Source organism: Aeromonas sp. s7(2024), from assembly GCF_040907825.1.
GTDB lineage: Bacteria > Pseudomonadota > Gammaproteobacteria > Enterobacterales > Aeromonadaceae > Aeromonas > Aeromonas veronii.
Genome location: NZ_JBFOCM010000035.1, coordinates 284,622 through 310,583, shown reverse-complemented (window position 1 = coordinate 310,583; position 25,962 = coordinate 284,622). Strand labels below are relative to the sequence as shown.

General features: G+C 59.6%; 22 protein-coding genes and 1 riboswitch. Of the genes, 5 read left to right on the top strand and 17 right to left on the bottom strand.

Annotated elements, in window-relative coordinates; all coding sequences use genetic code 11:
* Positions 1-134 precede the first annotated feature (134 nt).
* Together AB5Y73_RS15680 and AB5Y73_RS15675 are read right to left on the bottom strand one after the other, a co-directional pair.
* Positions 135-4,901, bottom strand: a complete 4,767-nt coding sequence (locus tag AB5Y73_RS15680) for a DUF3320 domain-containing protein (protein ID WP_265781944.1) — start codon at positions 4,899-4,901, stop codon at positions 135-137.
* Between the two features lie 251 nt (positions 4,902-5,152).
* On the bottom strand, positions 5,153-6,529 hold the full coding sequence (locus AB5Y73_RS15675) for a sodium:alanine symporter family protein (RefSeq protein ID WP_005338391.1): 1,377 nt from the start codon (positions 6,527-6,529) through the stop codon (positions 5,153-5,155).
* A gap of 107 nt (positions 6,530-6,636) precedes the next feature.
* Positions 6,637-6,752, bottom strand: a riboswitch (glycine riboswitch).
* Between the two features lie 507 nt (positions 6,753-7,259).
* On the opposite strand from AB5Y73_RS15675, the gene AB5Y73_RS15670 reads away from it, so the two are divergent.
* The gene (locus AB5Y73_RS15670) at positions 7,260-8,426 is read left to right on the top strand and encodes a type III PLP-dependent enzyme (RefSeq protein WP_058056704.1); all 1,167 of its coding nucleotides are present in this window, start codon (positions 7,260-7,262) and stop codon (positions 8,424-8,426) included.
* A gap of 87 nt (positions 8,427-8,513) precedes the next feature.
* Here AB5Y73_RS15670 and AB5Y73_RS15665 read toward each other — a convergent pair whose 3' ends face one another.
* Complete coding sequence (locus tag AB5Y73_RS15665) at positions 8,514-9,482, bottom strand: calcium/sodium antiporter (RefSeq protein ID WP_107682384.1); 969 nt, start codon at positions 9,480-9,482, stop codon at positions 8,514-8,516.
* 126 nt (positions 9,483-9,608) lie between these two features.
* Entirely contained in the window at positions 9,609-10,082 is a 474-nt protein-coding gene (locus tag AB5Y73_RS15660; protein ID WP_107682385.1) for a peroxiredoxin, read from the bottom strand.
* Between the two features lie 155 nt (positions 10,083-10,237).
* Between AB5Y73_RS15660 and AB5Y73_RS15655 the strand changes: the two genes are divergently transcribed.
* Positions 10,238-11,164, top strand: coding sequence for a phenylacetate--CoA ligase family protein (locus AB5Y73_RS15655; RefSeq protein WP_181497520.1), 927 nt, complete (start codon positions 10,238-10,240; stop codon positions 11,162-11,164).
* Positions 11,165-11,247: 83 nt separating this feature from the next.
* Here AB5Y73_RS15655 and yfcD read toward each other — a convergent pair whose 3' ends face one another.
* The gene (gene yfcD, locus AB5Y73_RS15650; protein ID WP_107682387.1) at positions 11,248-11,730 is read right to left on the bottom strand and encodes an NUDIX hydrolase YfcD; all 483 of its coding nucleotides are present in this window, start codon (positions 11,728-11,730) and stop codon (positions 11,248-11,250) included.
* A gap of 203 nt (positions 11,731-11,933) precedes the next feature.
* On the opposite strand from yfcD, the gene AB5Y73_RS15645 reads away from it, so the two are divergent.
* The gene (locus AB5Y73_RS15645; protein WP_005338403.1) at positions 11,934-12,152 is read left to right on the top strand and encodes a DUF1107 family protein; all 219 of its coding nucleotides are present in this window, start codon (positions 11,934-11,936) and stop codon (positions 12,150-12,152) included.
* A 52-nt stretch (positions 12,153-12,204) separates the two neighbouring features.
* On the opposite strand, the gene AB5Y73_RS15640 is transcribed toward AB5Y73_RS15645, so the two are convergent.
* From AB5Y73_RS15640 to AB5Y73_RS15590, 11 genes are all read right to left on the bottom strand, one after another.
* The gene (locus AB5Y73_RS15640) at positions 12,205-12,519 is read right to left on the bottom strand and encodes a DUF2845 domain-containing protein (RefSeq protein ID WP_033135134.1); all 315 of its coding nucleotides are present in this window, start codon (positions 12,517-12,519) and stop codon (positions 12,205-12,207) included.
* 188 nt (positions 12,520-12,707) lie between these two features.
* Positions 12,708-13,319, bottom strand: a complete 612-nt coding sequence (locus tag AB5Y73_RS15635; RefSeq protein ID WP_005338405.1) for an FKBP-type peptidyl-prolyl cis-trans isomerase — start codon at positions 13,317-13,319, stop codon at positions 12,708-12,710.
* Positions 13,320-13,469: 150 nt separating this feature from the next.
* Positions 13,470-14,195 carry a copper homeostasis protein CutC gene (locus AB5Y73_RS15630; protein WP_058059160.1) on the bottom strand — a complete coding sequence of 242 codons (726 nt, stop codon included), beginning with the start codon at positions 14,193-14,195 and terminating at the stop codon, positions 13,470-13,472.
* A gap of 41 nt (positions 14,196-14,236) precedes the next feature.
* Positions 14,237-15,139 (bottom strand): ROK family protein, encoded by a 903-nt coding sequence (locus tag AB5Y73_RS15625; protein ID WP_005343908.1) that lies wholly within the window; start codon positions 15,137-15,139, stop codon positions 14,237-14,239.
* A 108-nt stretch (positions 15,140-15,247) separates the two neighbouring features.
* Positions 15,248-15,754, bottom strand: a complete 507-nt coding sequence (locus tag AB5Y73_RS15620; RefSeq protein WP_107682388.1) for a GNAT family N-acetyltransferase — start codon at positions 15,752-15,754, stop codon at positions 15,248-15,250.
* Positions 15,742-16,548 (bottom strand): M48 family metallopeptidase, encoded by an 807-nt coding sequence (locus AB5Y73_RS15615; protein ID WP_107682389.1) that lies wholly within the window; start codon positions 16,546-16,548, stop codon positions 15,742-15,744. The genes AB5Y73_RS15620 and AB5Y73_RS15615 overlap by 13 nt, the downstream gene beginning before the upstream one ends.
* 181 nt (positions 16,549-16,729) lie before the next feature.
* Positions 16,730-17,704 (bottom strand): PstS family phosphate ABC transporter substrate-binding protein, encoded by a 975-nt coding sequence (locus tag AB5Y73_RS15610; protein ID WP_005338411.1) that lies wholly within the window; start codon positions 17,702-17,704, stop codon positions 16,730-16,732.
* Between the two features lie 178 nt (positions 17,705-17,882).
* Positions 17,883-19,178, bottom strand: a complete 1,296-nt coding sequence (gene phoR, locus AB5Y73_RS15605) for a phosphate regulon sensor histidine kinase PhoR (RefSeq protein ID WP_005338413.1) — start codon at positions 19,176-19,178, stop codon at positions 17,883-17,885.
* A gap of 8 nt (positions 19,179-19,186) precedes the next feature.
* Positions 19,187-19,876: a phosphate regulon transcriptional regulator PhoB gene (phoB, locus tag AB5Y73_RS15600; RefSeq protein ID WP_005338414.1), complete on the bottom strand. Its 690-nt coding sequence runs from the start codon at positions 19,874-19,876 to the stop codon at positions 19,187-19,189.
* 101 nt (positions 19,877-19,977) lie between these two features.
* Positions 19,978-20,388, bottom strand: a complete 411-nt coding sequence (locus AB5Y73_RS15595; protein WP_107682390.1) for a VOC family protein — start codon at positions 20,386-20,388, stop codon at positions 19,978-19,980.
* Between the two features lie 128 nt (positions 20,389-20,516).
* Entirely contained in the window at positions 20,517-22,196 is a 1,680-nt protein-coding gene (locus AB5Y73_RS15590; RefSeq protein ID WP_107682391.1) for a sigma-54-dependent Fis family transcriptional regulator, read from the bottom strand.
* Positions 22,197-22,433: 237 nt separating this feature from the next.
* Between AB5Y73_RS15590 and AB5Y73_RS15585 the strand changes: the two genes are divergently transcribed.
* Entirely contained in the window at positions 22,434-23,951 is a 1,518-nt protein-coding gene (locus tag AB5Y73_RS15585; protein WP_107682392.1) for an aldehyde dehydrogenase family protein, read from the top strand.
* Positions 23,952-24,031: 80 nt separating this feature from the next.
* On the opposite strand, the gene AB5Y73_RS15580 is transcribed toward AB5Y73_RS15585, so the two are convergent.
* Complete coding sequence (locus tag AB5Y73_RS15580; protein ID WP_107682393.1) at positions 24,032-24,817, bottom strand: helix-turn-helix domain-containing protein; 786 nt, start codon at positions 24,815-24,817, stop codon at positions 24,032-24,034.
* Between the two features lie 233 nt (positions 24,818-25,050).
* On the opposite strand from AB5Y73_RS15580, the gene AB5Y73_RS15575 reads away from it, so the two are divergent.
* Positions 25,051-25,950 carry a DMT family transporter gene (locus AB5Y73_RS15575; protein ID WP_100654282.1) on the top strand — a complete coding sequence of 300 codons (900 nt, stop codon included), beginning with the start codon at positions 25,051-25,053 and terminating at the stop codon, positions 25,948-25,950.
* The last annotated feature ends 12 nt before the right edge of the window (positions 25,951-25,962 follow it).

The window sequence follows — 25,962 nt, the reverse complement described above, 5'->3', positions numbered from 1 at the left end:
CCTTATCCCGAAGGGAGAGGGAAAGTCCCCGTCCATAGACACAGCGCACAAAAAAGCCACGACCGGAGTCGTGGCTTTGCAATAGGAGTGGACTTAGGCTGTCTGCAGCAGATTACTTGTAAACATTATTTTCATCACTGCAACGTAGTAGTGACAACACCTCCGGCTTCTTGTAGTCGCCCAGTAGCGGTAAGGTGATGGATTCGTTTCTCAAGCTCGGCCGTAATCTTTGATGTGGCACGGCCAAAACCCAATAGTCCCAATGCGCCGGAAATTGCTTCATCACTGTTCATTGAGAAGCCAAGAGTAACGGTCTCTAACAGAGCATTATCAATTTCCTCTGGCGCAACCCATTCCAATTTACGCTCCGCAGCCCCCCAATGAGCACGGCTACGAATGGGGATTATTCGACTATCTGCAGAATACAAGAATCCATCTTTCGAGTTGAACAACCTCTGTCTTGCACCGAGAAGAATGGCCTTTTCGACGGCAGCTGTAATTCTTACTCCAGCACGTGTGACACCAAATGCCCCCATGAGCCGTCGTGTCACTTCCATGCTATGAACAGGAGCCTCCACATCGACTACTGACTGGATCATTCGTGCCAATTGCTCTGGTTTTTCTTGGTGCAACTCAGTTGTTGATGCAACTAGCGCCAAATTTGCTTTCACGTATGGCTGGCTCGAATTCGGTACTGCTTCCTCGGCAGAAGCTCCTCGAATGATCTCATGCTTCGGTTCCGGCACGACTTCAGGGATCGCATCACGTCTATCAGCAATCTTGGTTCGAGCCGCCTCAATGGCCGCTACAGCACGAGTAATTTCCTGCTGCGGATTGCGGAACCAGTCCGTGCTCCAGATCCGATGGAAATTCCATCCCAATCCCTCCAATACCCCCTGACGCAAACGGTCACGATCCCGAGCGGAACGCGAGCTATGGTAAGCTGCACCGTCACACTCGATTGCCAGCAAATAACGCCCAGGATACTCTGGGTCCTTGACTGCGATATCGATAAAATATCCGGCAGTTCCCACCTGCGGTTCAACCTCATAATTGCGCTCACGCAGCGCTTCTATTACCTCCAACTCAAACGGTGAGTCAGCTGCCTTACCGGTCTCCCGAGCGACTTCAAGCTCACCCGTTTCAGCGAATTTCAGGAAGTTCTTCAGAGCCCTTACGCCGAGGGAAGCCCCAGCATCAATCTCCAGTTCGTCAGCCCTGAAGTTGCAGAAGACTCGCATTGCCATTTTGGCTCGTGTGATCAGAACGTTGAGGCGACGATGCCCGCCTTCACGGTTCAGCGGACCAAACTCTTTGGCAATCCGGCCGGACTCATTGCGACCGTAGCCGATGCTGATAAAGATCTTGTCCCGCTCATCACCCTGGATGTTTTCCAGGTTTTTGACGAAAAACGGCTCACTGCCCTGAGAAGTGAAAAATGCCTCAGCCTCTGGCATCTGCCGGCGTAGCAATTCGATCTCGACCTGAATCAGGTCTCGCTGCGCCACACTGAAGGCGGCAACACCCAACGAGAGTTCAGGCGTTCGAATAGCATGCTGCATGACAGCCTGTGCAACTGCCTTAGCCTCCCCCTTATTGGTTCGGGTACGACCTCGGTCATACAGCGCATCAGGCAGATAGTCGAAGCTCACGCCACTGGCGTGGGGATGCTGGCCGGCAGAGGGGAAGACTACCAATTTACTGTCGTAGAACTCGACGTTGGATACGGCAATCAATGACTCATGCCGGCTTCTGTAGTGCCACCGGAGATAGCGCTCCTGGCTTCCGGCCGCCTTGAACATACTCAGGATGCTTTCAATGTCAGCGGTCGCTGCATCCTCGTCATCTAGCTCAACATCGCGGCTGAAGAAATCAGTAGGGGGCATCTGCCGAGTATCTCCGACCACAACTACCTGCTTACCACGCATGATGGCACCGAATGCATCGACGGCCTTCACCTGAGAGGCTTCGTCGAACACCACCACGTCGAACTCCAGCTTTCCTGGAGGAAGGAAGTTCGCAATCGACATGGGGCTCATCATGAAAACAGGTTTGATTTGCTGAATGGCCCGACCAGCCTTCTCGATCAGCTGCCTGATCGGGATATGTCGACGCTTCTTGTTCAATTCAGCCCGCAGCACTGCCATTTCACCTGGCTGATTGATGTTGGGCATCCCCTCCCAAACCTGTCTAGCCAAATGCGTTTGCGCATGATTGAGCGAGGCCAAGTCGAGCAACTTGAACCGTGCAATCTGATGTTCGTGCTTAATGCGGTCGAACTGCTGCAGCGCTGGTTTCTCTGCATATACCCGCTGCACCAAACCCGAATACCAAGAGAAATCCAGAATTGCAGGTAGCTGCTTGGGCTCATCACTGCTTACGGCAATTTCCAGCAAGTCGTCCAATTTAGCCTTGTGCAGCTGCTCCGCGAGGACATTGAACCGCGCCATCTGATAAAGCGCCGTCAGACTTTCTTGCCACTGCTGCAAACGCTCGCCAAGAGCAGCTAGACCAAGCTTTCTGACGTCAGCCTTAGCGTTCTCCGCTTGCATGCCGGTGACTTCAAGCGCACTGCGCAAGGCCTTGTCTAACCCGACAACATGTTGCTCTATTCTGGTGACTGTATCACCCAAGCCACTGGCATCGGTATGCCCAGCCAAGAAGGCAATGATGCCTTGTGGAATCTGTCCATTACCCAAATCGTCATGCAGCTTGATCACCCAAGCGCTCAAACGCTCAAGCACCGCCCAGTCTGATTTCTGACGCTGCCATTGGGCACCAAAAAGGGCGCTACCCAATGCCTCGTACTGGTCATAGACCTTCTTGTTCTGCTGATAAGTCAGTACCGAATCAACCAGCTCCAGCATGCCCCCATTGGTCGTGGGCAATGTCTCACGGGCTAGCCCCTGCAAACGGCTACGTGCCGCACGGAAACGTCCCGAAAACACTCTCCACCACTTTTCGCCATAAGCCACAAGGCTCTGTCGAACCTCGAGGAGGTCCTGTTCCCAAGCAGCGTCGATCAATTGGCTATCATGCTTAGCACGACAAGCAGTCATATGCTCGCCGGCCTCCAGCAACTCACGAATGACATCACGCCTGGATTGCCACTCGCCCGTTGAAAGCTGCACCCCTTCGAGTCGCGGAGCTTCGGCCGCACGCCTAGCAGCGCGGCATACCACATCCACATCTGCCAAAGTGGCCGGCTGAGTCAGCATTAACCGTTCAGAGAGTGCCGTGGCTGCCGACTGCAATGCATTGAGATGCGAACCTGCCAACTGCAGTGCATCATTAGCCCTGCTCTGTTCTATAGGCGAAAAGAACGTCCGCTCACTACCCCAAAAGACACTTAGATCAGGCCGTCCCATCTCCTCCAGATGCAGCACCAGCTCCTCAACCAACTCAAGCCTTTTTTGCTGTTCTGCATAGCTCCAGGCTGCCATAGGCGCAAAAGGAATGACCGGCAATCCGGCATAGACACGCTTCAGCTTCAAGTAACGGCCAAGCACATCGACAAAAGGCAAGCCGCTCGCGCCCGCGGAAGCACTCACAGCCTCGCAGTATTGATTCAGGCCATCCTGCAGTTCTTTCAATCTGGCAAGGTCGTCCTCGCCCACGTTGGTCAATGGTCGCCCCTGATCCAGAGTCCGTCCTAGCTCCTTGAGCACAGACTGCTTGGTGGACTTGTGGCTATGCAGCTCAAGAACGGCATCGCCCAGATGACTTTCATCCAGACGACGCTTAACCACCTCAAGCGCAGCCATTTTTTCGGCAACAAACAACACCGTTTTCTTCTGGCCGATCAGCTCGGCGATGATGTTGGTGATCGTCTGTGACTTACCCGTACCCGGTGGTCCCTGAATAACCAAGTTGGAACCCTCACGCACCTCCAGAATGGCTTCTGTCTGGCTGCTGTCGGCATCCTTCACAAAACGTACATCTCCCGGTGCAATCACCGAGTCAATATTCACATCCTCCGGATACGCCGCCCCAATATCCCCGAAGCCCGAACCAAGCAGGCGCTTCATCACTCCATGGGCATCAGGCTGCTTTTCTTCCGGCCAGCTTTTCGGGTCGAGATCCCTGAACATCAAAAACTTGCCGAACGAGAAGAAGCCCAGCGCAATCTCGTTGCTGGCGACCTTCCAGCGTCCCTGCTTACTGACTACATCTGCAACATCACCATAGAAGCGGCCAAGGCCGCTCTCATCGGTCGCTAGACTATCCTCGTCGAACGCGCAGGAGGTCATATCCAAACCAAAATCAGTCTTGAGCTTGGCGACCAGAGAAAGGTTCGCCATCAACTCATCACCTGAATACTTCAGCTTGAAAGCATCCTTGGCGCCGCTGCGCTCAAGGCAGACCGGAAGCAATATCAAAGGTGCCTTGCGCAGGTTCTCGGAGCTATCCGCTTCGTACCAATGCAAGAATCCAAGGGCTAGGAACAGCGTGTTTACGCCCTGCTCCTCAATAAAGCCTTTAGCCTCGGTGTGGATCTTCAACAACTGCAGGAACAGACGCTCGTCATCAATGGCAGTCTGCAAATGAGTATCCATATGGCGACGGGCTTTGCCCGCCTCATCTTCATCAGCCTCGTCAGCGACACTGGACCAGCCCAAACTATCCAACTCATGCAGCAACTCCTCGTCACTTGCTGTGTCATCCCCTGCCTCTTCAGGCTTGGCGGCTTTTGCCAGCTCGGCCAGCCTCTTGCGGGCCATCGGTGCAAAGGTCATGGCCTTTTCTTGGCGATAGAGGATGTTGAACACCTCCTCAGATCGCTCATCGACCACCATCAAAGTTTTGGCTGTCTTGCGGAAGTTGAGCATGTTATTGCGAAGCCCAATATCCAGCAGTTCTTTACGGCTGCTCTGTAGCTTTTGGCTGATGACTGCGCTCATGAAAATCCCTATAAATCAGGCATAATGTATAAAAAGACTAGAAATGTATGGAAATATGCAAATTGCTGCAGTGTATCACAGGCTATTAAGCAACTGTTCAATAGCAACCAACCATTGAGATCAGCTGCACAAACACGATCGCAGCTCATTGGTGCTGTACCGCCGCAAAAAGTACAACCCCGCCAATGAAAAGCCACGACCGGAGTCGTGGCTTGTTCTTTTCAAGGGGAGCGTGAAACGGGCTGAGGCGTTCAGGCCGTCTGCGGCTCCGGCTCGGCTTCGCTATCCAGATCCCGGCTAAAGTAGGCGCGGGTCTCGGCGATCACCACATGGCGCAGGCCAATCAGGCCGATGAGGTTGGGCACCGCCATCAGGCCATTAACGATATCGGCCAGCAGCCAAATCATGTCCAGATGGAGGAAAGCACCGCTCGCTACCAGCGCCAGATAGACCAGACGATAGGGCTTGATTGCCTTCACCCCGAACAGGTACTCGGTGCAGCGCTCGCCGTAGTAGTTCCAGCCAAGGATGGTGGTAAAGGCGAAGAACAGGAGGCCAATGCTCACCAGATACTGGCCAACATGGGCATCGAGCCCCTGGGCAAAGGCCAGACTGGTCATGGCCGCGCCGCTTGCATCGCCGCTCCACACGCCTGTGACCACCAGGGTCAGGCCGGTCATGGTGCAGATGATGATGGTGTCGATGAAGGTACCTGTCATGGAGACCAGCCCCTGCTCCACGCACGAATCGGTCTTGGCCGCCGCCGCAGCGATGGGTGCAGAGCCCAGACCTGACTCGTTGGAGAAGACCCCGCGCGCCACCCCGGACTGAATGGCCAGCATGATGCTGGCACCGACGAAGCCGCCGGTCGCCGCATGGCCGGTGAAGGCACTCTCGATAACCAGCATGACGGCATCGGGCAGGGCGCTGGCGTTGTTCACCAGCACGCCCAGACAGGCGACGATGTAGAAGATGGCCATGAAGGGCACCACCTTGCTCGACACGCTGGAGATGGACTTGATCCCTCCCAGGGTCACCAGCGCCACGATCAGGGTCAGCACCACGGCGGTCGCTTCGCGGGGCACCGAGAAGGAGAGGCTCATGGCGTCGGAGATGGCATTGACCTGCGGGAAGGTACCGATCCCGAAGAAAGCCACGCCGATGCCAAACAGGGCAAACAACTTGGCCAGCGGCTTGGAGCCGAGCCCCTTCTCCAGATAGTACATGGGGCCACCCGCCATCTGGCCGTTGGCATCCTGCTCGCGGTATTTGACCGCCAGCAGACACTCGGCGTACTTGGTGGCCATGCCGAACAGCGCCGCCATCCACATCCAGAACAGGGCACCGGGGCCGCCGAGCTTGATGGCGGTAGCCACCCCTACGATGTTGCCGGTACCGATGGTGGCAGAGAGAGCTGTACAGAGGGCGCCGAAGCTGGAGACATCCCCCTGCTTGCCCTGCCCCTGATCGCGACCAAAGACCAGCCGCAGAGCGAGCGGCAAGCGCACCACCTGAAGCAGACCCAGACGCAGGGTGAGATAGATACCGGTCCCGACCAGCAGGATCAGCAGGGGTGGACCCCAGATAAAGCTATCGATGGCGGTTAACGCCGATTGAATTGATGACATGCATCCTCCTTAAGAAACAGAAATTAAGGAGGAGAAGGATGATCTTCCCATAGGTGTCGCGATCGGCCAGAGGCGATCGGATGCGGGCCAAGCCCAGGTACAACCATCCCATCCCCTCTGTCCTTTTGCCTGAGAGTTTCCGGCGCCAGCCAGCCCTTGCGGGTAGTCATGGTGCCTTGCTCCTTCGGCGCCCGATTTAACGGGTCTCTCCAGAGTATCGTCCAGTAGCAGTCCACACCGGTTGCCCGGTACCTGAAAGATTCACTTCTTCGGTGGATGGTTGCCCATCGCTCTCCTGCTACCTTCATCCGAACTAGTTTGGATTAGGAAGTCGGCATGTTAATCCAAAAAATGTGAGCTGTCTCGCACTTGGCCGCCCCCATTTATATTTTTTTAGTGACCACCAGAACCGCGGCAAGAATGTTAAATGTTAGTTAACTATCAACAAGTTAGGCTCGCACGGATCAAATGTGGCCCAAACGGGAAAAATGGCGGATAGAGAACAGTGATCCCTCTCGTTTCGCCAAGAAAATCTTGCCGACATATCCAATCAAAATGCTTGCACACAGAATCAATAAGCCGATAATCCGCTGCATAACCAAGCACTTTGTCATCAATTTATGCACTGTGTTCGGTTGGTCCCACCGGACCGCTCGCCTGACCCGGCCGTCGCCGGTTCAATCGCATATGGCTTGGGCATATCACGCCCCCTAAGGACTTTCAAAAGAGAATGAACGACGCCCTGGTTGCAAAAGATGTGGTCGCACAAGATTACCGTCAGCTGGTTGAACAATTCGGCTCCCCCCTGCTGCTGCTCGACAAGGCAGCCGTCCGCAAACAGTATCGGGCCCTGGCCGCCGCCCTGCCCGATGTACGATTGCACTATGCACTCAAACCCCTGCCCCATGAGGCGGTGGTCTCTGTCTTGAAGGAAGAGGGGGCCTGTTTCGATCTGGCCACCAATGGCGAAGTGGATCTGGTGCGCAGTCAGGGGGTTCGCCCGGGGCGTTGCATTCATACCCATCCCATCAAGCGCGACAGCGATATCCGTTACGCGCTGGAGTTCGGCTGCACCGTGTTTGTCTATGACAACCCGCTGGAGCTGGAGAAGTTCATTCCCTACAAGGACGAAGTGAAACTGCTGCTGCGGGTCAGCTTCCCGAACCCCGAGACCAAGGTCGATCTCTCCAAGAAGTTCGGCTGCACTCCGGAGCAGGCGCTGCCGCTGCTGCAACTGGCCCACGCCAAGGGGATCAAGGTGATGGGGCTGTCGTTCCACGTCGGCTCCCAAGTACCCCACGCCCGTCGCCATGTGCAGGCCATCGACGCCTGCCGCGAGATCATGGAGCAGGCCTGGGCGCTCGGGCTCAAGCCCTGGGTACTGGATATCGGCGGCGGTTTCCCGGTCGATTATGAGGGGGGCGAGTTCGATATCGACGGCTTCTGCGCCCCGATCCGCGAAGCGCTGGCCAAGTTGCCCGCCACGGTGCAGAAGATTGCCGAACCGGGCCGCTTTATCAGCGCGCCGGCCATGACTTCGGTTTCAAGCGTGATGGGCAAGGCCCACCGCGGCGACAAGATCTGGTACTACCTGGATGACGGCCTCTACGGCAGCTACAACGGCCAGCTCTATGACCACGTCACCTATCCGGTGAGCACGCCTTATGCCAGCGGCGAGCAGCACAACTCGGTGCTCTCCGGCCCCACCTGCGACAGCGTGGATGTGATCCGCGATGGCATCATGCTGCCGGATCTGGCTATCGGCGAGTTGGTGGTTGGCAAGGTGATGGGCGCCTACACCTGGGCCTCCGCCTCCACCTTCAACTTCTTCCCCAAGGCCAGCATCCTCATTCTGGACAGCAGCCAGAAGGGGCAGAAGCTGGTGGCAGTAGCCTGAGCACACCGCTCGCTCGCCAACAGGTTCACTGGGCAAAACAAGAGGGGGAAGCTTGCGCTTCCCCCTCTCTCATTTCACCAACCCCTATCAGATAAACTGACTGGTCAGCAGCCAGCCGGTGTAGGCGACGAAGCAGGTCAGCAGCACGCCCCCCTCCAACCGGTTGATACGGCCCTGAACCTTGCGGCCCAGACACATCACCAGCAGCAGCAGGGTCAGCCCCATCATGATGCTCCAGTCACGGGTGAGCACCTCCGGCGCCACATCGAGCGGGTGGATGCCCGCCGCAATCCCCACCACCGCCAGGGTGTTGAACAGGTTGGAGCCGAGCACGTTGCCAAGGGCCAGATCATGCTCGTTCTTGCGAATGGCGATCAGCGACGAGGCCAGCTCCGGCAGGGAGGTTCCCACCGCGACTATGGTGAGACCAATCACCAGATCGCTGATACCGAGCGCCTGAGCGATGGTCACCGCCCCCCAGACCAGCAGACGGGAAGCACCGATCAGCAGCACCAGCCCGACCACCAGCCAGAAGATAGCGCTCTTGAGAGACATCCCCTCGCTCTCGATATCCTCGGCGGTCTCGGTATCCAGCGCATCTCCCTTGCCATTCATGCCAGCCCAGATGGACCAGCCCATCAGGGCAACGAAGACGGCCCCCAGAATGACCGCATCCATCCGGCCCAGATGACCATCGATCAGCAGGGCGCCGGAGAGCAGGGTAATACCGAGCAGGATCGGGATCTCCTTGCGCACAACCTGAGAGGCCACCGCGATAGGGCTGATCAGTGCCGTCAGACCCAGGATCAGCGCGATATTGGTGATGTTGGAGCCATAGGCATTGCCAAGCGCCAACCCGGGATTGCCCTGTGACGCCGCCAGTGCCGAGACCACCATCTCCGGGGCCGAGGTACCAAAACCGATGATCACCATGCCGATCAGCAGCGGCGGCATCCCCGCATAACGGGCGGTGGCAGCAGCGCCATCGACAAACTTGTCTGCACTCCAGACCAGCAGCGCCAGTCCGGCAATCAGGGCAACAAAAGCCAGGGTCATAGGATCTTCATCTCTTGTTATCAGCAACGAAGCGCCAGCCTAAACGGGCAGGCACCATGGGAAAGTGGCGCCAGTGTAGCTGTGCCACCTCCCATTTCAAGGGGAAATCAAACCGTGATTAACATTTCACAGCACAGCCAGCAGGCTCGCGGCATCGGAGACCTCGAACTTGCCCGGCGCCTCCAAAAACAGCTGCTCGACCACACCATCGTTGGCGATCAACGCAAAGCGCTGGGCACGGATGCCGCCAAAGGCGCCGGTATCCTTGGCCAGGCCCAGCGCCCGGGTCCAGCTGCCATCGCCATCTGCCAGCATGGTGATCACCTCGGCATTCTGGGCCGTCTGCCAGGCACGCATCACGAAAGCGTCGTTGACCGACAGACAACAGATGGCATCCACCCCTTTGGCCATGAACTGATCGGCCAACACCACATAACCGGGCAGATGGGCATTGGAGCAGGTGGGAGTAAAGGCGCCGGGTACCGCAAACAGCACTACTTTTTTACCGGCGAACAGCGTCTGGCTATCCCGCAGCTGCTTGCCCTCGGCGGTGATAAAGGTAAATTCGCCCGCAGGCAGGGGGTGTCCTACAGCAATCATGATTTCTCGTCCTGAGTCGTGATGGAAAGTCGCCAGTTTATCCCAGAGTGACGATGCCGCCTAACAGCGGCTCTGAGCCTGACCATGGATAGCGGCAGGCATTTTCCCCTTGGGCAGACTACTCTTGAGCTGGTTTCACGGCGCCAGGAGGCCCCATGCAACACTATTACGATGGTCTGGAAATTCGTCCCCCCGCCATGCGCGAACAGCAGCAACTGGACCAGCTCAATCATCAGCTTACCCATGTCAGTCAATACTGCGCCGGTTACTCCAGCGCCTATCGCCAGTGTCGCCTCGAGGATCTGGCAGAGCTGGCCACCCTGCCACTGCTCGACAGCAAAGAGCTCTTTGCCGCCCAGCAGGCTCACCCCCCCTTTGCCGGTCTCACCGGCCGCCCCGCCAGTCAGGCGCTGCGGGTCTTCTCCTGTCCGGGCCAGCTGGCCATCCCCGAGTATGCGGGAGCAGACTGGTGGGGCGCCGCCCGGGCACTGTTTGCCGCCGGTTTCAAGGCGGGGGAAGTGATGCTCAACGGCCACGACTATCATGCTGGCCCCACCGCATTTATCTTCGATAACGGCGCCCGCCAGCTGGGGGCTCCCGTGGTGCCCTGCGGGCCCCACGATACCCAGCGCCAGCTGGAGGCACTGTTGCGCTATCAACCCACCGGCTATGTCGGCCCGCTGGTGGCCCTGCTCGACCTGCTGGAAGCGGCCGAAGCGGCGGAAATCCCGAGCGACTCGCTGCGCCACGCCCTATTGTGCGAAGCCACCCATCCCGAAACCGCGCCACTGCACGCCATCCACGGCATTGCGGCCCTCAACTGCCTGGTGTGGCAGGATGTGGGGGTGGTGGCCTACGAGAGTCAGCCTGGTCAGGGCTTTATCGTCAACGAGAGCTGCATCGTCGAAATCATCGATCCCGCCAGCGGCAATCCTGTGAGTGGCGACGAGACCGGCCAGCTGGTGGTGACAAGGCTCGATCTGGAGTATCCGCTGCTGCGGCTAGCCACCGACTGGCAAGGGCACTGGCTCGCCAAACCGAGCGCTTGCGGGCGCACCAACCGGCGCCTCAAGCTGGTGTAGCAGACCAACTAAATGCACAAAGGCAGACGGGCAGCCATCAGGCTGCCCGTCTTGTCTCTGGAGAAGAGGATATATGAAGTTGGTCAGCGCCTCGCCTGCCAGGTGGCGATGGCGAGCAGGGAGTCGGGGGTAAATTCGCTGGCGCGCTCGGCAATCTCGGCCTGGCTCATCCAGTGCACCGCGCTCACCTCTTCGGCCTGCAACTGCAGCGGCCCCTGATAACGGCAACTGAAGAGGCCGCCCCAAACCCGGTAGCCCTCCCCTTCTGCATAAAAGCTGCCAAAGCCCTGCAGTGGAACATCCATAATCCCCAGCTCCTCGGCCAGCTCGCGGCGGGCGGAGCGCTCCATCTCCTCACCGGTGGTGACCACGCCACCGGCGCAGGCATCCAGCATGCCGGGGCAGAAATCCTTGCTGAGGGTGCGTCGCTGCACCAGGATCCGATCCGCGTCGTCGAGCACCAGAATATAGCTGGCGCGATGGCAGAGATTCTCCCGCCGCACCTTGGCTCGCTCGGCCACGCCAATCACCCGGTTATTCCCGTCCACCACATCAACCCATTCCACGCACAGGCCCTTTTATTTGTTCCATTCAAGCCCGCAGTATATCGGTGCAGTGGTTTGCCATGGCACAACTTTTTCGATGACGCCGTCAATTTGCCGAGCCCACAGGCAAAATAAGGATTCATGCAAATCTTTATAAACCGTCATATCAGTGTCATCGACCGACACCATAGTGTGCCCTGTCCAGGCAATCAGGGAACCGTGTGATGAAGGTATTCAAGCAGTTATCCCCACGGCAGATCGCTCGCTACATCAAGAGCTTTCATCGAGGCTATTTTGCCATCGAGTCGCTGGGGACATTTGAATTCAACGCGGGCAGGATCAGCCTCCATGGCCTGACCTGCCGCCAGCGGCTAAGACTGGCTCGCCAGATCAATCTGGCGGTCAGACAACTTGGTCACCGCGACCCCTTGCCGGACATGTGAGTCAAAGGGTCTTGCCCTACTGTCTGTTGTGCATCCATGCTTTGCCCGCCGGCTACTCGCCGCGCGGGCCGTTTTCGATATCGGTAATGATGCCGTTGCGCACCGTCACAAAGCGCATGAACTCGTTCTTGCCGAAGTTGTAGGTCCAGCGTTCACCATATTTGACCTGCACCATGTTGCCAAACTGGTTCTCCTCGTTGCGGTTGAGCTCTTCACGCAACATCGGCTCACCGCACTTGAGCAGCATCTCGGCGGTGGTATCTCCCTCGGTTATCAGGGCGTTCTTGCAGCGCATGGCATCAGCACTGGCAGGAATGCTCAGCAGCAACAGGGCCAGCCCCGCTACTTTCTTCATCTTCTTGCTCATCGGGTTCTCCTTATCCTCTCTAATGAGTCGCAGTATGCCTGTTCCCGTTTCTGAAAAAACCAGTAAAAAGCGCAAAAGTGCCGCCCTTTTCTGCTCTCCAGCCCGCTGGTCGCGACAAATGCTGTCTATCACATAACCCAAAAACAAACGGCGACCCGAGGGTCGCCGTTTGCATCAAGCCAGCAGGATCACAGGATGTCCAGCAGCTCGACTTCAAATACCAGTGCAGAGTAAGGCGGGATGGAGCCCGCGCCACGGGCACCGTAGGCCAGATCGTGGGGGATGTAGAGCTTCCACTTGGAACCAACCGGCATCAGCTGCAGCGCTTCAACCCAGCCAGCAATCACGCCGGTCACCGGGAATTCAGCCGGCTGGCCGCGAGCGACGGAGCTGTCGAATACGCCACCGTGGGTGAAGGTACCGTGGTAGTGCACACGCACGGACTGACCGGCTACCGGAACGGCACCGTTGCCTTCTACCAGCACTTCGTACTGCAGACCGGAGTCGGTCACCTTCACTTCAGCGCGCTTGGCGTTATCAGCCAGGAAGGCTTCGCCGTCAGCAGCAGCGGCCTTGGCGGCGGCTTCCTGCTCTTCTTGCATACGCGCAGTGATCACCTGGAAGGCATCATTGATATCGTCACGGCTGACCGCGAACTCCAGACCATTCAGGGCATCTGCCAGACCTTGTTGCAGGGCCGGGATATCCAGACCGGCGAAGGCTTGCTGCGCCAGCTGATCACCCATGTTGCGGCCGATGCCATAGCTGGCCTTCTGTTCGATAGAGTCGTATTGGGACATTGAGATGTTGCTCCAGATCCATGTAGTAAAGAGGCGGGATAATATCAGACTTTTGGCCGGGGTGCTGCCGGGGCCCCCCCTGATTTCCCCGTCAGTGGGAGGAACTTCACACAAGATGCGGATGAACGCCGCCCAACGGCGGCGATCTGCTTAACCGCGATCCAGCAAGGCTCTGACCGCGGCCACCTTGGCGCCATCGGTGATATTGACCCGGCCATCATCCGAGGTGCCCATATTTACGCCATGGGGCACCATGCCGCCGCGCCAGCCCATGCCGGACATATGCACTTCGCTCACTCCGGTGAACTCGATGATGGTACGCACGTTGTCGGCATTGACCCCGGCCCCCGGCATCAGGCTGGCACGCCCCGCCAGCGCCTGCTGCATCTCCTGCAGGGTTTCCAACCCAGCCAACGCAGTCGGCGCATGGCCCGAGCTTAAAATGCGCTCGCAACCGGCCGCGACTATGGTCTCCAGATCGAGGCGCCAGTCGGAGGAGAGGTCGATGGCGCGATGGAAGGTGACTCCCAACGGGCCTGCTGCATCCACCAGCTGTTTGAGCTTGGCGGCAGGCACCCGCCCCTCCTCATCCAGCAAACCGACCACTACCCCTTGCAGACCGGCAGAGCGGGCCGCCGCGATATCTTGCAGCATCATCTCGAACTCGCCGTCGTTGAAGCAAAAATCCCCGGCGCGCGGGCGGATCATGGCGTACACCGGCACACTGGCGTGGCGAGCAGCCAGCTGCATAAAACCGTAGGAGGGGGTCAGGCCGCCCAGACCCAGCGCAGAGCAGAGCTCGATGCGATCCGCCCCGGATTGCTGGGCGGTGAACAGGGATTCCAGGTTGTCGATACAGATTTCAAGACGGGTCATGAGGACTCCTTTTTCGGGGAGATCAGACCCCACATCTGATCTCATAGATTGAGCAAGGCTGCGCCGCGCACACCACCGGCACCGCCGAAGCGGGCCTGGCGGATCTCGGGCAGGGCGACCCCGGGCAGCAAGTGACCGGGCAGACGCAGCGGCAGCTGTTCATAGAGGGCGGGCAGGCCGCTCAGGCCGCCCCCCAACACCACCACTTCGGGATCAATCACCGAAATGGCGGTGGCAAGCCCGGCGGCCATGATCTCCAACCAGCAGTCGACCGTCTCGACCGCATGGGGTTCATGGGCCTCGAAGCGTCCCACAATCTGGTGACCCGTGGCGCGCTGGCCATGGAAATGGTGATAGAGACGCTCCAGACCGGTGCCGGAGGCATAGGTTTCAAAACAGACCAGACGGCCGCAGCCGCAACGGGGACGGGGCAACTCGGGGTACTTCATCAGCATGGTCGCGGGCAAGGGGTAGTGACCAATCTCGCCAGCCAGCCAGTTGCGCCCCTGAATAAGCTTGCCCGCCAGATAGACGGCGCCGCCGATGCCGGTGCCGATGGTGACGCCGAGCGCACTGCCGGCGCCGTCGGCTGCCCCTTGATGCACTTCGGACCAGAGGAAGCAGTTGGCGTCGTTATCCACCTTGACCGGCCGCTCCAGCAGCTCGGCCAGATCGGCGCCCAGATGGCGACCATTGATGGAGGGCAGATTGGCCGCCACTATGCTGTGATCCTGGCTATTGATGACACCGGGGAAACCGATGCCGACCGAGCCCCGCGCGCCGAAGCGGGCATCCGCCTGCTCGACCCGGGAGCGGATCAGCTGCTGCAGCCCCTCGTAATCGTTGCCCGGGGTGCTCATGCGCTCCTCGTGGCAGAGGTTCAATGCACCGTCATAGACCGCAAAAGCGATCTTGGTGCCACCGATATCAAAGCCGTAATACATGCCAGCACTCCCTTGTCAGCCCGTGTTTATCCAACTCTGTTCCAAGGGGGACATTGTATTAATTCGCAAAAAAAATAAAGTGACCGAAGGCGAAAAACGGGAGAGTGATCAGAGCAAACGGCTCATTTGTCGCTGCAGGCAGGGCTGCCCGAGGCTTATCAGGGTGCGCTCCTCGCCATCAAAGACGAAGCCGCGTCGCAGGTAGAACCCCTCGCCTATGTGGTTGCCATCGAGCAGCCACAATTTGACGCTATGGCAACCTACGCGGCGCATCTGCATCGCCACCGCCTGCCACAGCCGTTTGCCATAGCCTTGTCGCCAATGGTCGGGATGGAGGTAAAAGGCGCGGATCAGTGCGTTGCTCTGCCCCGCTTCCTGTTGTGGTTGCCAGTAGAGCAGGCCTATCACCACCTCATCGAGACAAAGCAGCATGGGCCTTGGGCCCGGCTCGGCCAGACGGCTTTGCCAAATCTGCAGATGGGCGGTGACGTCCAGCTGCTCCAGCAGGTCAGCACCGAGCACCTGGCCATAGGCAGCGAGCCAGCTGGCTCGCTGCATCACCGTCATGGCGGCGGCATCGTCGCTGCGCGCCATGCGCAGGCTTATGCCTTGCATTGGGGCACCAGACCGTTGGCGCGGGCCTGCTCATAGAGCGGCAGCACTTGCGTCTGTTGCGCCTGCAACTCGGCGATCCGGTTCTCGTTGCTCGGGTGGGTGGAGAGCAGTTGCGGCGGGGTGTTGCCACCGGCGGCGGCACTCATGTTTTGCCACAGGGGGATCGCCTCGGCCGGATTGAACCCGGCACGCGCCATCAGCTCAAGCCCCAGCCGATCCGCTTCGCTCTCCTGAGTGCGGCCGTAGGGCAGCATCACCCCCACCTCGACCCCGAGGCCAAGGGCGGCCATGGTGGCGCCGCGATACTCGCTGGTGCCCATGGCAATGTCCGCAGCCGCCAGACCGATCCCCGCCAGCTGGCTGCGCGAGAGTCGTTCGTTGGAGTGTTGGGCCAGTACGTGAGTCAACTCGTGGCCGATGACGGTCGCCAGCTGATCCTGATTCTTGGCCACCTTGAGCAGACCGCTGTAGACACCAATCTTGCCGCCAGGCAGGGCGAAGGCGTTGACCTGTTTGGAGTCAAACACCACCACTTCCCAGTTGGTGATGCCATAGCTGGCCGGCACCTGGGCGGTCACCGCCTTGGCGACACAGGAGACATAGGCGGTGAGTTTGGCATCCTTGCTCACCTTCTCCTGCTTCTTCATCTGCTCGAAGGAGTCGGCGCCCAACTGATTCATCTGCTGGGGAGAGTAGAGCAGCATCTGGCTGCGGCCGGTCGGCGACTGGGCGCAAGCGACCAACAGGGAACTACAGAGGGCTACCAGGCCAAACTTGGTGAGGGACGCAATCATGAAGGGATCCTTTGCCATAACGTTGCCCTATTCTCGGAAATGCCGCCCTGCTGCGCAAGGGAGCCAGCCCCCGGCTGGCGGAAAAATATCCATCCTGCGCTATTAACAAAACTGACAGCCGCCAAAAACAAAACGAGCCCGCTTGGGGCTCGTTTTATCAGGGCATGCTGACTGCGGGCAGTTACATGATACCCAGCTTTTTCAGGTCAGCCTGTACCACCTTGGCCGGCACCGGCACGTAGCCATCTTTGGCAACGATGTTCTGGCCCGCTTTGGAGAGCATCATCTTGACGAACTCTTGCTCCATCGGGGAGAGCGGCTTGTTCGGATGCTTGTTCACGTAAACGTACAGGAAGCGTGACAGCGGATACTTGCCGGTGATGGCGTTATCGGAGGTCGCTTCGATGAAGGTCTTGCCATCTTTGGAGAGCGGTACTGCACGCACGCCGGAGGTGACATAACCGATACCGGAGTAGCCGATGCCGTTCAGGGAGGCAGAGACAGACTGCACCACGGAGGCAGAACCCGGCTGCTCGTTCACGCCGCTCTTGAAGTCGCCGTTACACAGGGCGTGCTCCTTGAAGTAACCGTAGGTACCGGATACGGAGTTGCGACCGAACAGTTGCAGATCCTTAGAGGACCAGTTGCCGTCCAGACCCAGATCAGACCACTTGGTGGCAGCCTTGGCTTCGCCGCACTTCAGGGTGCTGGAGAAGATGGCGTCGATCTGCGGCATGGTCAGCCCCTTGATGGGGTTGTCCTTGTTGACGAACACCGCCAGGGCATCGACTGCAACGCGGATGGCAGTCGGCTTGTAGCCGTAACGCTTCTCGAATGCTTCCTCTTCACCGGCCTTCATGGCACGGCTCATCGGACCGAACTGGGCAACACCTTCGGTCAGGGCAGTCGGTGCGGTAGAAGAACCTGCGGCCTGGATCTGCACGTTGACGTTGGGGTACAAGCGCTTAAATTCTTCGGCCCACAGGGTCATCATGTTGGCCAGGGTGTCCGAGCCGACAGAGGACAGGTTGCCCGAAATGCCGCTGGTCGGTGTGTAATCCGGCAGGTCTTTATCCACACCGGCAGCCAGGGCGCTGACAGAAAACAGGGTTGCTGCGGTGAATCCGATTACACCAGCCAGTTTGTTGAGTTTCATCCAATCTCTCCAAAGTTACAGAAGGTCCGTTCTTAAGACGGCGCCAGTATCTGACCTGGCAGTGACAAATTTATGGATTTAATGTGACACTTTAATGACATCACGACAGATTTGAACAAATGAAAAGAGGGCCCGTTCAAAGGCCCTCTTTTTGCAGCTAACTCATTGCCATAAAAGACTATTTAATCACCACCATACGGCTCGGGATGAGAAAGCTGAAGCGGCTGCCAAGGCCGACCCGGCTCTCGATATCGAGCTGGCAGTCATGATGACTGAGGGCATGCTTGACGATGGCAAGGCCCAAGCCTGAGCCGCCGGTATGGCGCGAGCGTGCCTTGTCGACCCGATAGAACCGCTCGGTCAGCCGCGCCAGATGCTCGGGGGCAATCCCCTCCCCTTCATCGCTCACGGCAAACAGCGCCATCGCCCCCTGCTTGCGCCACTCCACGGTAATTTTTCGCCCCGCCGGGGTGTAGTGAATGGCGTTGTAGACCAGGTTGGAGACGGCACTGCGCAGCTGCTCCTGATCCCCGCGTACCAGCAGATTGGGCTGCACCACAAATTCGAGCTGGTGGGCCCGTTCGCCCGAGAGCGCTCGCGCCTCCTGCTCCAGCAGCCCCAGCATGGCAGGCATGTCCACCAGATGGGAGAGATCCACGGTCGGAGCCGCCTCGATACGGGAGAGGGTGAGCAGCTGATTGACCAGATTATCCATCCGGATGGTCTGCTCCATCATCACCCGATGCGCCTTGGCCCACATGGCGGGCGGGGGCGGCTCCTCGGTCATCTCCAGATAACCCTTGAGCACGGTCAGCGGAGTGCGCAGTTCGTGAGAGACGTTGGAGACAAAGTGCTTGCGGGTCTTCTCGAGACTGCGCAAGCGGGTGACATCCCGCACCACCAGCATCGCCTGATCGGAGGCGTAGGGCATGATACGAAACTCAAGAAACTTCTCCTCATTGACCGGGGAGTGCATCTCGAGGGGCTCGTCATACGCCCCCTTGCCCAGATAGGCGTTAAAGGCAGGATTGCGAATGAGGTTGCCGATATGCTGGCCGGCATCCTCCGGCCAGCGGAAACCGAGCAGTTGCTCCGCCAGCCGGTTGCACCAGAGGATGCTGCCATCGGTGCGAAACACCACGGCGGCATCGGGCAGCGCCTCGGCCCCCTCCCGGAAGCGGCGGATCAGCCCCGCCAGCTCGCGGCGACGGGCGCGGTGACGCTGCTGCAGCTTGTAGATACCGTTGAAGATGTACTCCCAGCTGCCATTGCCGCTGGGGGGCACCAGGCTGCGGTCGTGCCACAACCAGTCAGAGAGCCGCTTCTGGAAGCGATAGTGCCAGCCCAGATGCAACACGGCCGCCACCAGCAGGCAGAGGGCAAGATGATCAATCAACCAGCCAACCAATGCGAAGGGGGCGTAGAAAAACGCCATTCGCCACAACTGTCGCCGCCAGGCGTAAGGTTGCAACATAACTGCCTCTAGAGACGGGTTGAGAAGCGGTATCCGGCTCCACGCACCGTCTGGATCAATCTGTCGTGCCCTGTCTCTTCAATCGCCTTGCGCAGGCGACGAATATGCACATCCACGGTTCTGTCCTCGACGTACACATTGGTACCCCAGACATTATTGAGCAGCTGTTCACGGCTGTAGACCCGCTCGGGGTGAGTCATAAAGAAGTGAAGCAACTTGAATTCGGTCGGCCCCATGTCGAGCGCCTTCTCTTCGGCACTGACCCGGTGGGAGACAGGATCGAGTTTCAGCCCCTGCACCTCGATCACCTCATCCACCGAGGTGGGCGACACGCGGCGCATCACCGCATGGAGGCGAGCGGTCAGCTCCTTGGGCGAGAACGGCTTGGTGATGTAGTCGTCGGCTCCGGCCTCCAGACCACGCACCTTGTCCTCCTCTTCACCGCGAGCGGTGAGCATCACCACCGGGATCTGGCGCGTCACCTCATCCTGCTTGAGCTGCTTGATAAACTGGATGCCACTGCCGCCCGGCATCATCCAGTCGAGCACGATGAGTTCGGGGTAGGGTTCGCGCACCTTCGCCAGTCCATCGGCGTAATCTTCCGCTTCAATCGTCTCATATCCCTTCTGCTCCAACACGAAGCAGAGCATTTCGCGGATCGGTGCTTCGTCCTCGACCACCAGAATTCGCTTAGCCATTCCCTTCTCTCTCCTCTGTGAAGATGGGTGCGCCAATTATTAGAATTTTCTGTGACACTTTTATGACTTTATGACAGGCGGGATGATAAACGTTTTCAGATTCAGTTGGCAGCAGTACGTTGCAACAAGTCCCACCGGTTGCCGCTGATATCCTCAAACACCACCACAGTGCCATAAGGCTCGTCACGAGGCTGTTCACAAAAATGAACACCGTACGCCTGCATGCGCTGGTAATCCCCCCAGAAATCAGTGGTCTCGAGGAACAGAAATACCCGGCCACCGCCCTGCTGGCCGATGGCGGCCTGCTGCTGCGCATTGGCCGCTTGTGCCAGCAGCAACGCGGAACCGGGGGCGCCTTTGGGGGCAACCCGCACCCAGCGCTTGCCCGGTTTGCCCGGTTCATCGAGCCGAGTGTCTTCCAGGAGCGCAAAGCCAAGTCCCTCGGTAAAAAAGCGAATGGCCTGATCGTAATCAGCCACCAGCAGGGTCAGCGCCCCTATGTGTTGTGACATGGCAGAAAATCCTCAACGGATGAGTCAACAGGCGCAATGCCCCGGCAAGGGCGCATCATAGCGGCTGGATGGGCAGTGCTCCAGCCGTCATGTGCGTCTTGAAACGACCGATGAGGGGGAGTGAGCACTCAAGGGGCTTCGCGCAGCGTCCGGTAGAGGGTGGTGCGGCTGATCCCCAGCTGGCGCGCGGCCTCGCTCACATTGCCGCCGCATGCCGCCAGCGTTTGCTGCACCTGCCGCCGGGTTTGTTCACGCAAGCTGGTCGCCTCCCCCATCGGCAAGGCGCCGGGCTCTGTGGCCACACTGGGCAGATGCAGGTGGGCGGGTTCTATCCAACCCAACCCCTCTGCCAGCACACAGGCCACTTCCAGTGCCTGTTTGAGCTGGCGCACGTTGCCGGGCAGCGGATGGGCCAGCAGCTGTTGCTCCGCATCGCGGGTCAGACGCAGGGTCGGGTCCATCTCCGCCAACAGTCGCTGGATCAGCTCCAGACGCTCAGCGGCAGGCCAACGGCGCAGCGGCATCAGCTGCTGGCGCCAGCCGCAGATCCGGTAATAGAGGTCTTCGCGAAATGCGCCACTCTGCACCATGGCCGCCAGATCCCGGTGGCTGGCACTGACCAGCCAGAAATCCACCGCCTCCGGCTTGTGACTGCCAACCGGCGTCACGCTGCGCTCCTGCAATACCCGCAGCAGTCGGGTTTGAGCCTGCAGCGGCAGTTCGCCAATTTCATCGAGCATCAACATGCCGCCATGGGCTGCACGCAGATAACCCTGACTACCCTGGCTGCGGGCACCGCTGAAGGCCCCGCCCACATACCCAAACAGCTCGGCTTCCACCAGATCTGCTGGTAACGCGCCACAGTTGACACACACCAGTGGCTGATCCCGCCGACTGGACGCTCGGTGCAGGGCCCGCACCAGATGCTCCTTGCCGCTGCCGGTCTCCCCCTCGATAAGCAGCGAAATGCCGCGCTCCAGCATCTTGAGCGGCACCTGCTGCGGATGTGGCACCGGGCTTGAGTGACCCGGCAGCGCGGTGCAGGAAGATGTCGCGTCCGCTTCTGGCACCAGCCGCAAGCCACGCCCCTCGCGCAGCAGTTGCCTGCCATCGAAAGGGTGCTGGCCGAGCCAGAGTCGGCCTGCCCGGTTGGCGCCGAGCAGTTCCCCCTCCTCTCCCAGCAACAGGCGAGCGGACCAGAGGCTCTGGGGATCGAGATCCACCAGCCAGCCCGGCTGACGCGCCAGCAGTGCGTTTTCGAGGGTCATGGCCAGCAGCCGCACCGTGCCCAGCATATCGCCATCGTGATGGGCAGCATCGGTGGAGATATCGAGCACCCCGAGCAATTGCCCATCTGGCCCGAGCAACGGGCAAGCGCTGCAACTAAGGAAGCTGTGCTGGGCGAAGAAGTGCTGATTGCCGAGCACCTGCACTTCGCTCTGCTCGGCCAGCGCGGTACCGATGGCGTTGGTACCCTTGCTCGCCTCCCCCCAGCGGGCGCCACTGCGCAAAAAGATACGCTCGGCATGGCGGGCGAACCCCTCATCACCACTGGCGGCCAGAATGGCCCCCTCACCGTCACACAACAACAGGCGACAGGGGCGACCCGCCAGCAACTGGGCAAACAGCGGCAGCACAAAGCGCTGGAAGCAGGCGATCAGCGCCCTGTGCTGCTCCTGACGGGCCGACAGCTCCCCCTGGGGCAGCAAGTCCAGATCGGCACTCTGTTGGCGGCTCAGCCCCTGATGCAGGCAACGCTGCCAGGAACGCTGGATCGGACCGGGACCGGGTTGAAGTGACTCACTCATCACGCCTCCTGTTCACAAACAGCACGACTGTCTCGGCCACTGTCCAGAAACGGTACAGTTTTATCGCAATAGCCGTGGACATTGGTTAACCAAGATACGCTGCCACACCCCATTTGATAACGTTTTTGTAACCTTTTTGTCTGCTGGTCATACCCTTTGGCACGCCCCTTGCGATATCAGCTGGCAACCGGTCTGTCAGCCAGTCCGGTCAGGATCACACACATAAAGGATGATGAGATGATTTATACCGCTCCCGGTCAGGCAGGTGCCCTGGTCAGCTTCAAGTCCCGTTACGACAACTTCATCGGCGGTGAGTGGGTGGCGCCGCGCGCCGGCCGCTACTTTGAAAACATATCGCCGGTGGATGGCAAAGTATTCTGCGAGGTCGCCCGCTCCGACGCCGCCGATATCGAACTGGCGCTGGATGCCGCCCACAAGGCGTTTACCAGCTGGAGCAAGACCAGCGTCACCGAGCGCAGCAATCTGCTGCTGCGCATCGCCGCTCGCATCGAGCAGAACATCGAGCGACTCGCCATAGCCGAAACCTGGGAGAACGGCAAAGCGGTGCGCGAAACCCTGGCGGCAGACCTGCCGCTGGTGGTGGATCACTTCCGCTACTTCGCTGGCTGCATTCGCGCTCAGGAGGGCTCGGCCGCCGAGCTGGATCAGAACACCGTCAGCTACCACTTCAAGGAGCCCATCGGCGTGGTCGGCCAGATCATCCCGTGGAACTTCCCGCTGCTGATGGCCGCCTGGAAGCTTGCCCCTGTGCTGGCGGCCGGTTGCTGCAGCGTGCTCAAGCCCGCCGAGCAGACCCCGGTCACCATCATGCTGATGATGGATCTCATCAAGGACATCCTGCCCCCCGGCGTAGTCAACGTGGTCAACGGCTTCGGCGCCGAGGCAGGTCAGGCGCTGGCCACCAGCAACCGGATCCAGAAACTGGCCTTTACCGGTTCGACCGAAGTGGGCGCCCATATCCTGCGCTGCGCCGCCGACAAGCTGATCCCCTCCACCGTGGAGCTGGGCGGCAAGTCCCCCAATATCTACTTCGCCGACGTGATGCAGCACGAGAGCAGCTACATCGATAAGGCGGTAGAAGGGATGCTGATGACCTTCTTCAACCAGGGGGAAGTGTGTACCTGTCCCTCCCGCGCGCTGGTGCAGGCCAACATCTATGACGACTTCATGGACAGGGTGCTGGCCCGTGCCCGCACCATAGTGCAGGGCAACCCCCTCGATACCGCCACTCAGGTGGGAGCGCAGGCGTCTCGCGAGCAGTTCGACAAGATCCTGGGCTACATGGAGATCGGCCGCGGCGAAGGGGCCAAGATGCTGATCGGCGGCGGCCCGGCCAAGGTGAGCGGACTGGAGGGGGGGTTCTACATCCAGCCCACCATCTTCTCCGGTCAGAACAAGATGCGGGTGTTCCAGGAGGAGATCTTCGGGCCGGCGCTCGGGGTCACCACCTTCAAGGACGAGGCGGATGCTCTGGCCATTGCCAACGACACCCAGTACGGGTTGGGGGCAGGCCTGTGGACCCGCGACAGCAATCTGGCCTGGCGCATGGGGCGTGGCATTCAGGCTGGCCGGGTCTGGGTCAACTGCTACCACGCCTACCCGGCACACGCCGCCTTTGGCGGCTACAAAAAGTCGGGGATCGGCCGCGAGACCCACAAGATGATGCTGGACCACTACCAGAACACCAAGAACCTGTTGGTGAGTCACGACATCAACCCGCTCGGCTTCTTCTAACGCAAGCAGATGTCATAAGAAAGGGCGCCTGCGGGCGCCCTCCTTGTTTTGCTTCACCAGATGACATGTCCGGCGATTTGTTATCGACCTGACTGCTGGCGATAACGCTGGGGGGAGCAGCCCAGCTCCCGGTTGAACATGGCGATAAAGGCCGAGGTGGAGCCGTAACCGAGCCGCCAGCTAATCTCCTGAATGGACATGTCCCCCTTGAGCCAGGCCAGCGCCTTGAGCAACCGCAGCCGCGCCCGCCACTGACCGAAGCTCATCCCCAGCTCCCGCAGGTAGCGCCGCGCCAGGGTGCGCTCTGTGGTGTGCAGTTGTCCGGCCCACTGGGCCAGAGTACGGGGATCGGCAGGATCGCTGTGCAACGCCGCCAGCATGGGAGCCAGCAGCTTGTCCTGACTCATCGGCAGGTAGCTCTCCTGACAGCGGGTGCGCGCCAGTCGCTCCACCAGCAACTCGGCCTGACGCTGATCCCACTCATCCGCCATATGGCTCACCCGCCGTTCGCAAAAGTCGCTCAGCAGGGCGCGAATAAGTGGGGTTAGCAGCAGCAATCTGGGCTCTGGCGGCAGCTTGGCCGCCAGCTCGTGGCTGACGTAGATGGAGGTGTAGTCGAGGGTCTGCTCGTTGTAGGAGGTGTGGTCGAGATCCGCCGGTACCCAGATAAGGTAGTCGGCAGGGGCCACCAGTCGCTGATCCCCCAGCTCTATCTCCATGATCCCCAGACTGATCATGTTGAGCTGGCCCCAGGGGTGGGAGTGCAGCACGGTCGCGCTGTCGGCCAGCATCTGCTGGTAACTGAAATAGAGCGGATTCGGAGCGGGCAGAACGACATCTACCGGCTGAAACTGGTGAGTGGCCATCAGCGCCCCTTGTCAGCGAGAGAGAGGAGCAGGCGTGATGCAACGCCCTGTTGGCTCGGTCTCCGGCACAGGTCAAAAGCAGCCATCAGTTGCGGGCAGACGCAGCCCGTGTGGGCCGGAATAAGGTGCATCAGAAAGAGTTGTCTTTTCTGCTGGGTCATCTGTCTGTTTTACGCTACTTGATAATATAAAGACAAGGGTAGACTTGGCCCCCTGTTAATAAGGAGCCTCTGATGCGAATCTTTTCCCCTCTTCTCTTTCCGCTGATGGCGGTGCTGATCTGGGCTACCAATACCGTGGTGTCCAAGGCGGCTGCCAGCGTGCTCGACCCCGCGGCTATCTCCTTCTATCGCTGGGTGATTGCCGCCCTGGCGCTGACCCCTTTCTGCCTGCCCACCCTTTGGCGGCGACGCAGTGAGGTTCGCCCCTGGCTCGGCAAGCTGCTGGTGCTGGCGGCGCTCGGTATGGTGCTCTACCAGTGTCTGGCCTATTACGCCGCCCACAGCACCTCGGCTACCAATATGGGGGTGATCGGCTCCCTCATTCCGCTGCTTACTCTGCTGCAAGGGGCGCTCTTCTTCGGCCAGCGTCCCGGCAAACAGGCACTGCTCGGCATGAGTATCTCCCTGTTCGGGGTGCTCTGGCTGCTTGGCAAAGGCGAACCGCTTGCCCTGCTCCATAACGGCATCAACCCGGGGGATGGCATGATGCTGCTGGGCTCCGCCAGCTACGCCCTTTACGGCCTCTTGATCCGCCGCTGGCAACTGCCGTTTGGCCCCTGGCTCAACCTCTACATGCAGATCCTGCTGGCGGTACTTCTGCTGGTACCGCTCGCTCTCAGCGCAGACTCGATGGCGGTTCCAGCCGAAGGATGGGGACTGGTGCTCTTCGCCGGGCTCGCCTCCTCCCTGCTGGCGGCTTACTGCTGGATGCGCGGCCTCGCCTGCATGGGCGCCGAGCGCACCTCGGTCTTTATGAACCTGATGCCGCTCTGTACGGCGCTGATCGCCGTCGTCGGCCTGGGCGAGCCAATCCACGGCTATCACCTGCTGGGTGGCGGGCTGATCCTAGGCGGGGTGATGGCCTCCCAGCTGAAGGGGCGTGCGCCGGTAGCCGAACGGGAAGCCGCCTGAAAACGTACATCA

Excerpts from the sequence above, each read along its gene's own strand:
- AB5Y73_RS15640 (WP_033135134.1), bottom strand. The coding sequence starts at position 12,519 with ATGAGCAAGAAGATGAAGAAAGTAGCGGGGCTGGCCCTGTTGCTGCTG.
- AB5Y73_RS15615 (WP_107682389.1), bottom strand. The coding sequence starts at position 16,548 with ATGATTGCGTCCCTCACCAAGTTTGGCCTGGTAGCCCTCTGTAGTTCC.
- AB5Y73_RS15620 (WP_107682388.1), bottom strand. The coding sequence starts at position 15,754 with ATGCAAGGCATAAGCCTGCGCATGGCGCGCAGCGACGATGCCGCCGCC.
- AB5Y73_RS15575 (WP_100654282.1), top strand. The coding sequence starts at position 25,051 with ATGCGAATCTTTTCCCCTCTTCTCTTTCCGCTGATGGCGGTGCTGATC.
- AB5Y73_RS15655 (WP_181497520.1), top strand. The coding sequence starts at position 10,238 with ATGCAACACTATTACGATGGTCTGGAAATTCGTCCCCCCGCCATGCGC.
- AB5Y73_RS15645 (WP_005338403.1), top strand. The coding sequence starts at position 11,934 with ATGAAGGTATTCAAGCAGTTATCCCCACGGCAGATCGCTCGCTACATC.
- AB5Y73_RS15630 (WP_058059160.1), bottom strand. The coding sequence starts at position 14,195 with ATGACCCGTCTTGAAATCTGTATCGACAACCTGGAATCCCTGTTCACC.
- AB5Y73_RS15595 (WP_107682390.1), bottom strand. The coding sequence starts at position 20,388 with ATGTCACAACACATAGGGGCGCTGACCCTGCTGGTGGCTGATTACGAT.
- AB5Y73_RS15625 (WP_005343908.1), bottom strand. The coding sequence starts at position 15,139 with ATGTATTACGGCTTTGATATCGGTGGCACCAAGATCGCTTTTGCGGTC.
- AB5Y73_RS15680 (WP_265781944.1), bottom strand. The coding sequence starts at position 4,901 with ATGAGCGCAGTCATCAGCCAAAAGCTACAGAGCAGCCGTAAAGAACTG.
- phoB (WP_005338414.1), bottom strand. The coding sequence starts at position 19,876 with ATGGCTAAGCGAATTCTGGTGGTCGAGGACGAAGCACCGATCCGCGAA.
- AB5Y73_RS15675 (WP_005338391.1), bottom strand. The coding sequence starts at position 6,529 with ATGTCATCAATTCAATCGGCGTTAACCGCCATCGATAGCTTTATCTGG.
- AB5Y73_RS15660 (WP_107682385.1), bottom strand. The coding sequence starts at position 10,082 with ATGATTGCTGTAGGACACCCCCTGCCTGCGGGCGAATTTACCTTTATC.
- AB5Y73_RS15585 (WP_107682392.1), top strand. The coding sequence starts at position 22,434 with ATGATTTATACCGCTCCCGGTCAGGCAGGTGCCCTGGTCAGCTTCAAG.
- AB5Y73_RS15670 (WP_058056704.1), top strand. The coding sequence starts at position 7,260 with ATGAACGACGCCCTGGTTGCAAAAGATGTGGTCGCACAAGATTACCGT.
- AB5Y73_RS15610 (WP_005338411.1), bottom strand. The coding sequence starts at position 17,704 with ATGAAACTCAACAAACTGGCTGGTGTAATCGGATTCACCGCAGCAACC.
- phoR (WP_005338413.1), bottom strand. The coding sequence starts at position 19,178 with ATGTTGCAACCTTACGCCTGGCGGCGACAGTTGTGGCGAATGGCGTTT.
- AB5Y73_RS15635 (WP_005338405.1), bottom strand. The coding sequence starts at position 13,319 with ATGTCCCAATACGACTCTATCGAACAGAAGGCCAGCTATGGCATCGGC.
- AB5Y73_RS15665 (WP_107682384.1), bottom strand. The coding sequence starts at position 9,482 with ATGACCCTGGCTTTTGTTGCCCTGATTGCCGGACTGGCGCTGCTGGTC.
- AB5Y73_RS15580 (WP_107682393.1), bottom strand. The coding sequence starts at position 24,817 with ATGGCCACTCACCAGTTTCAGCCGGTAGATGTCGTTCTGCCCGCTCCG.
- AB5Y73_RS15590 (WP_107682391.1), bottom strand. The coding sequence starts at position 22,196 with ATGAGTGAGTCACTTCAACCCGGTCCCGGTCCGATCCAGCGTTCCTGG.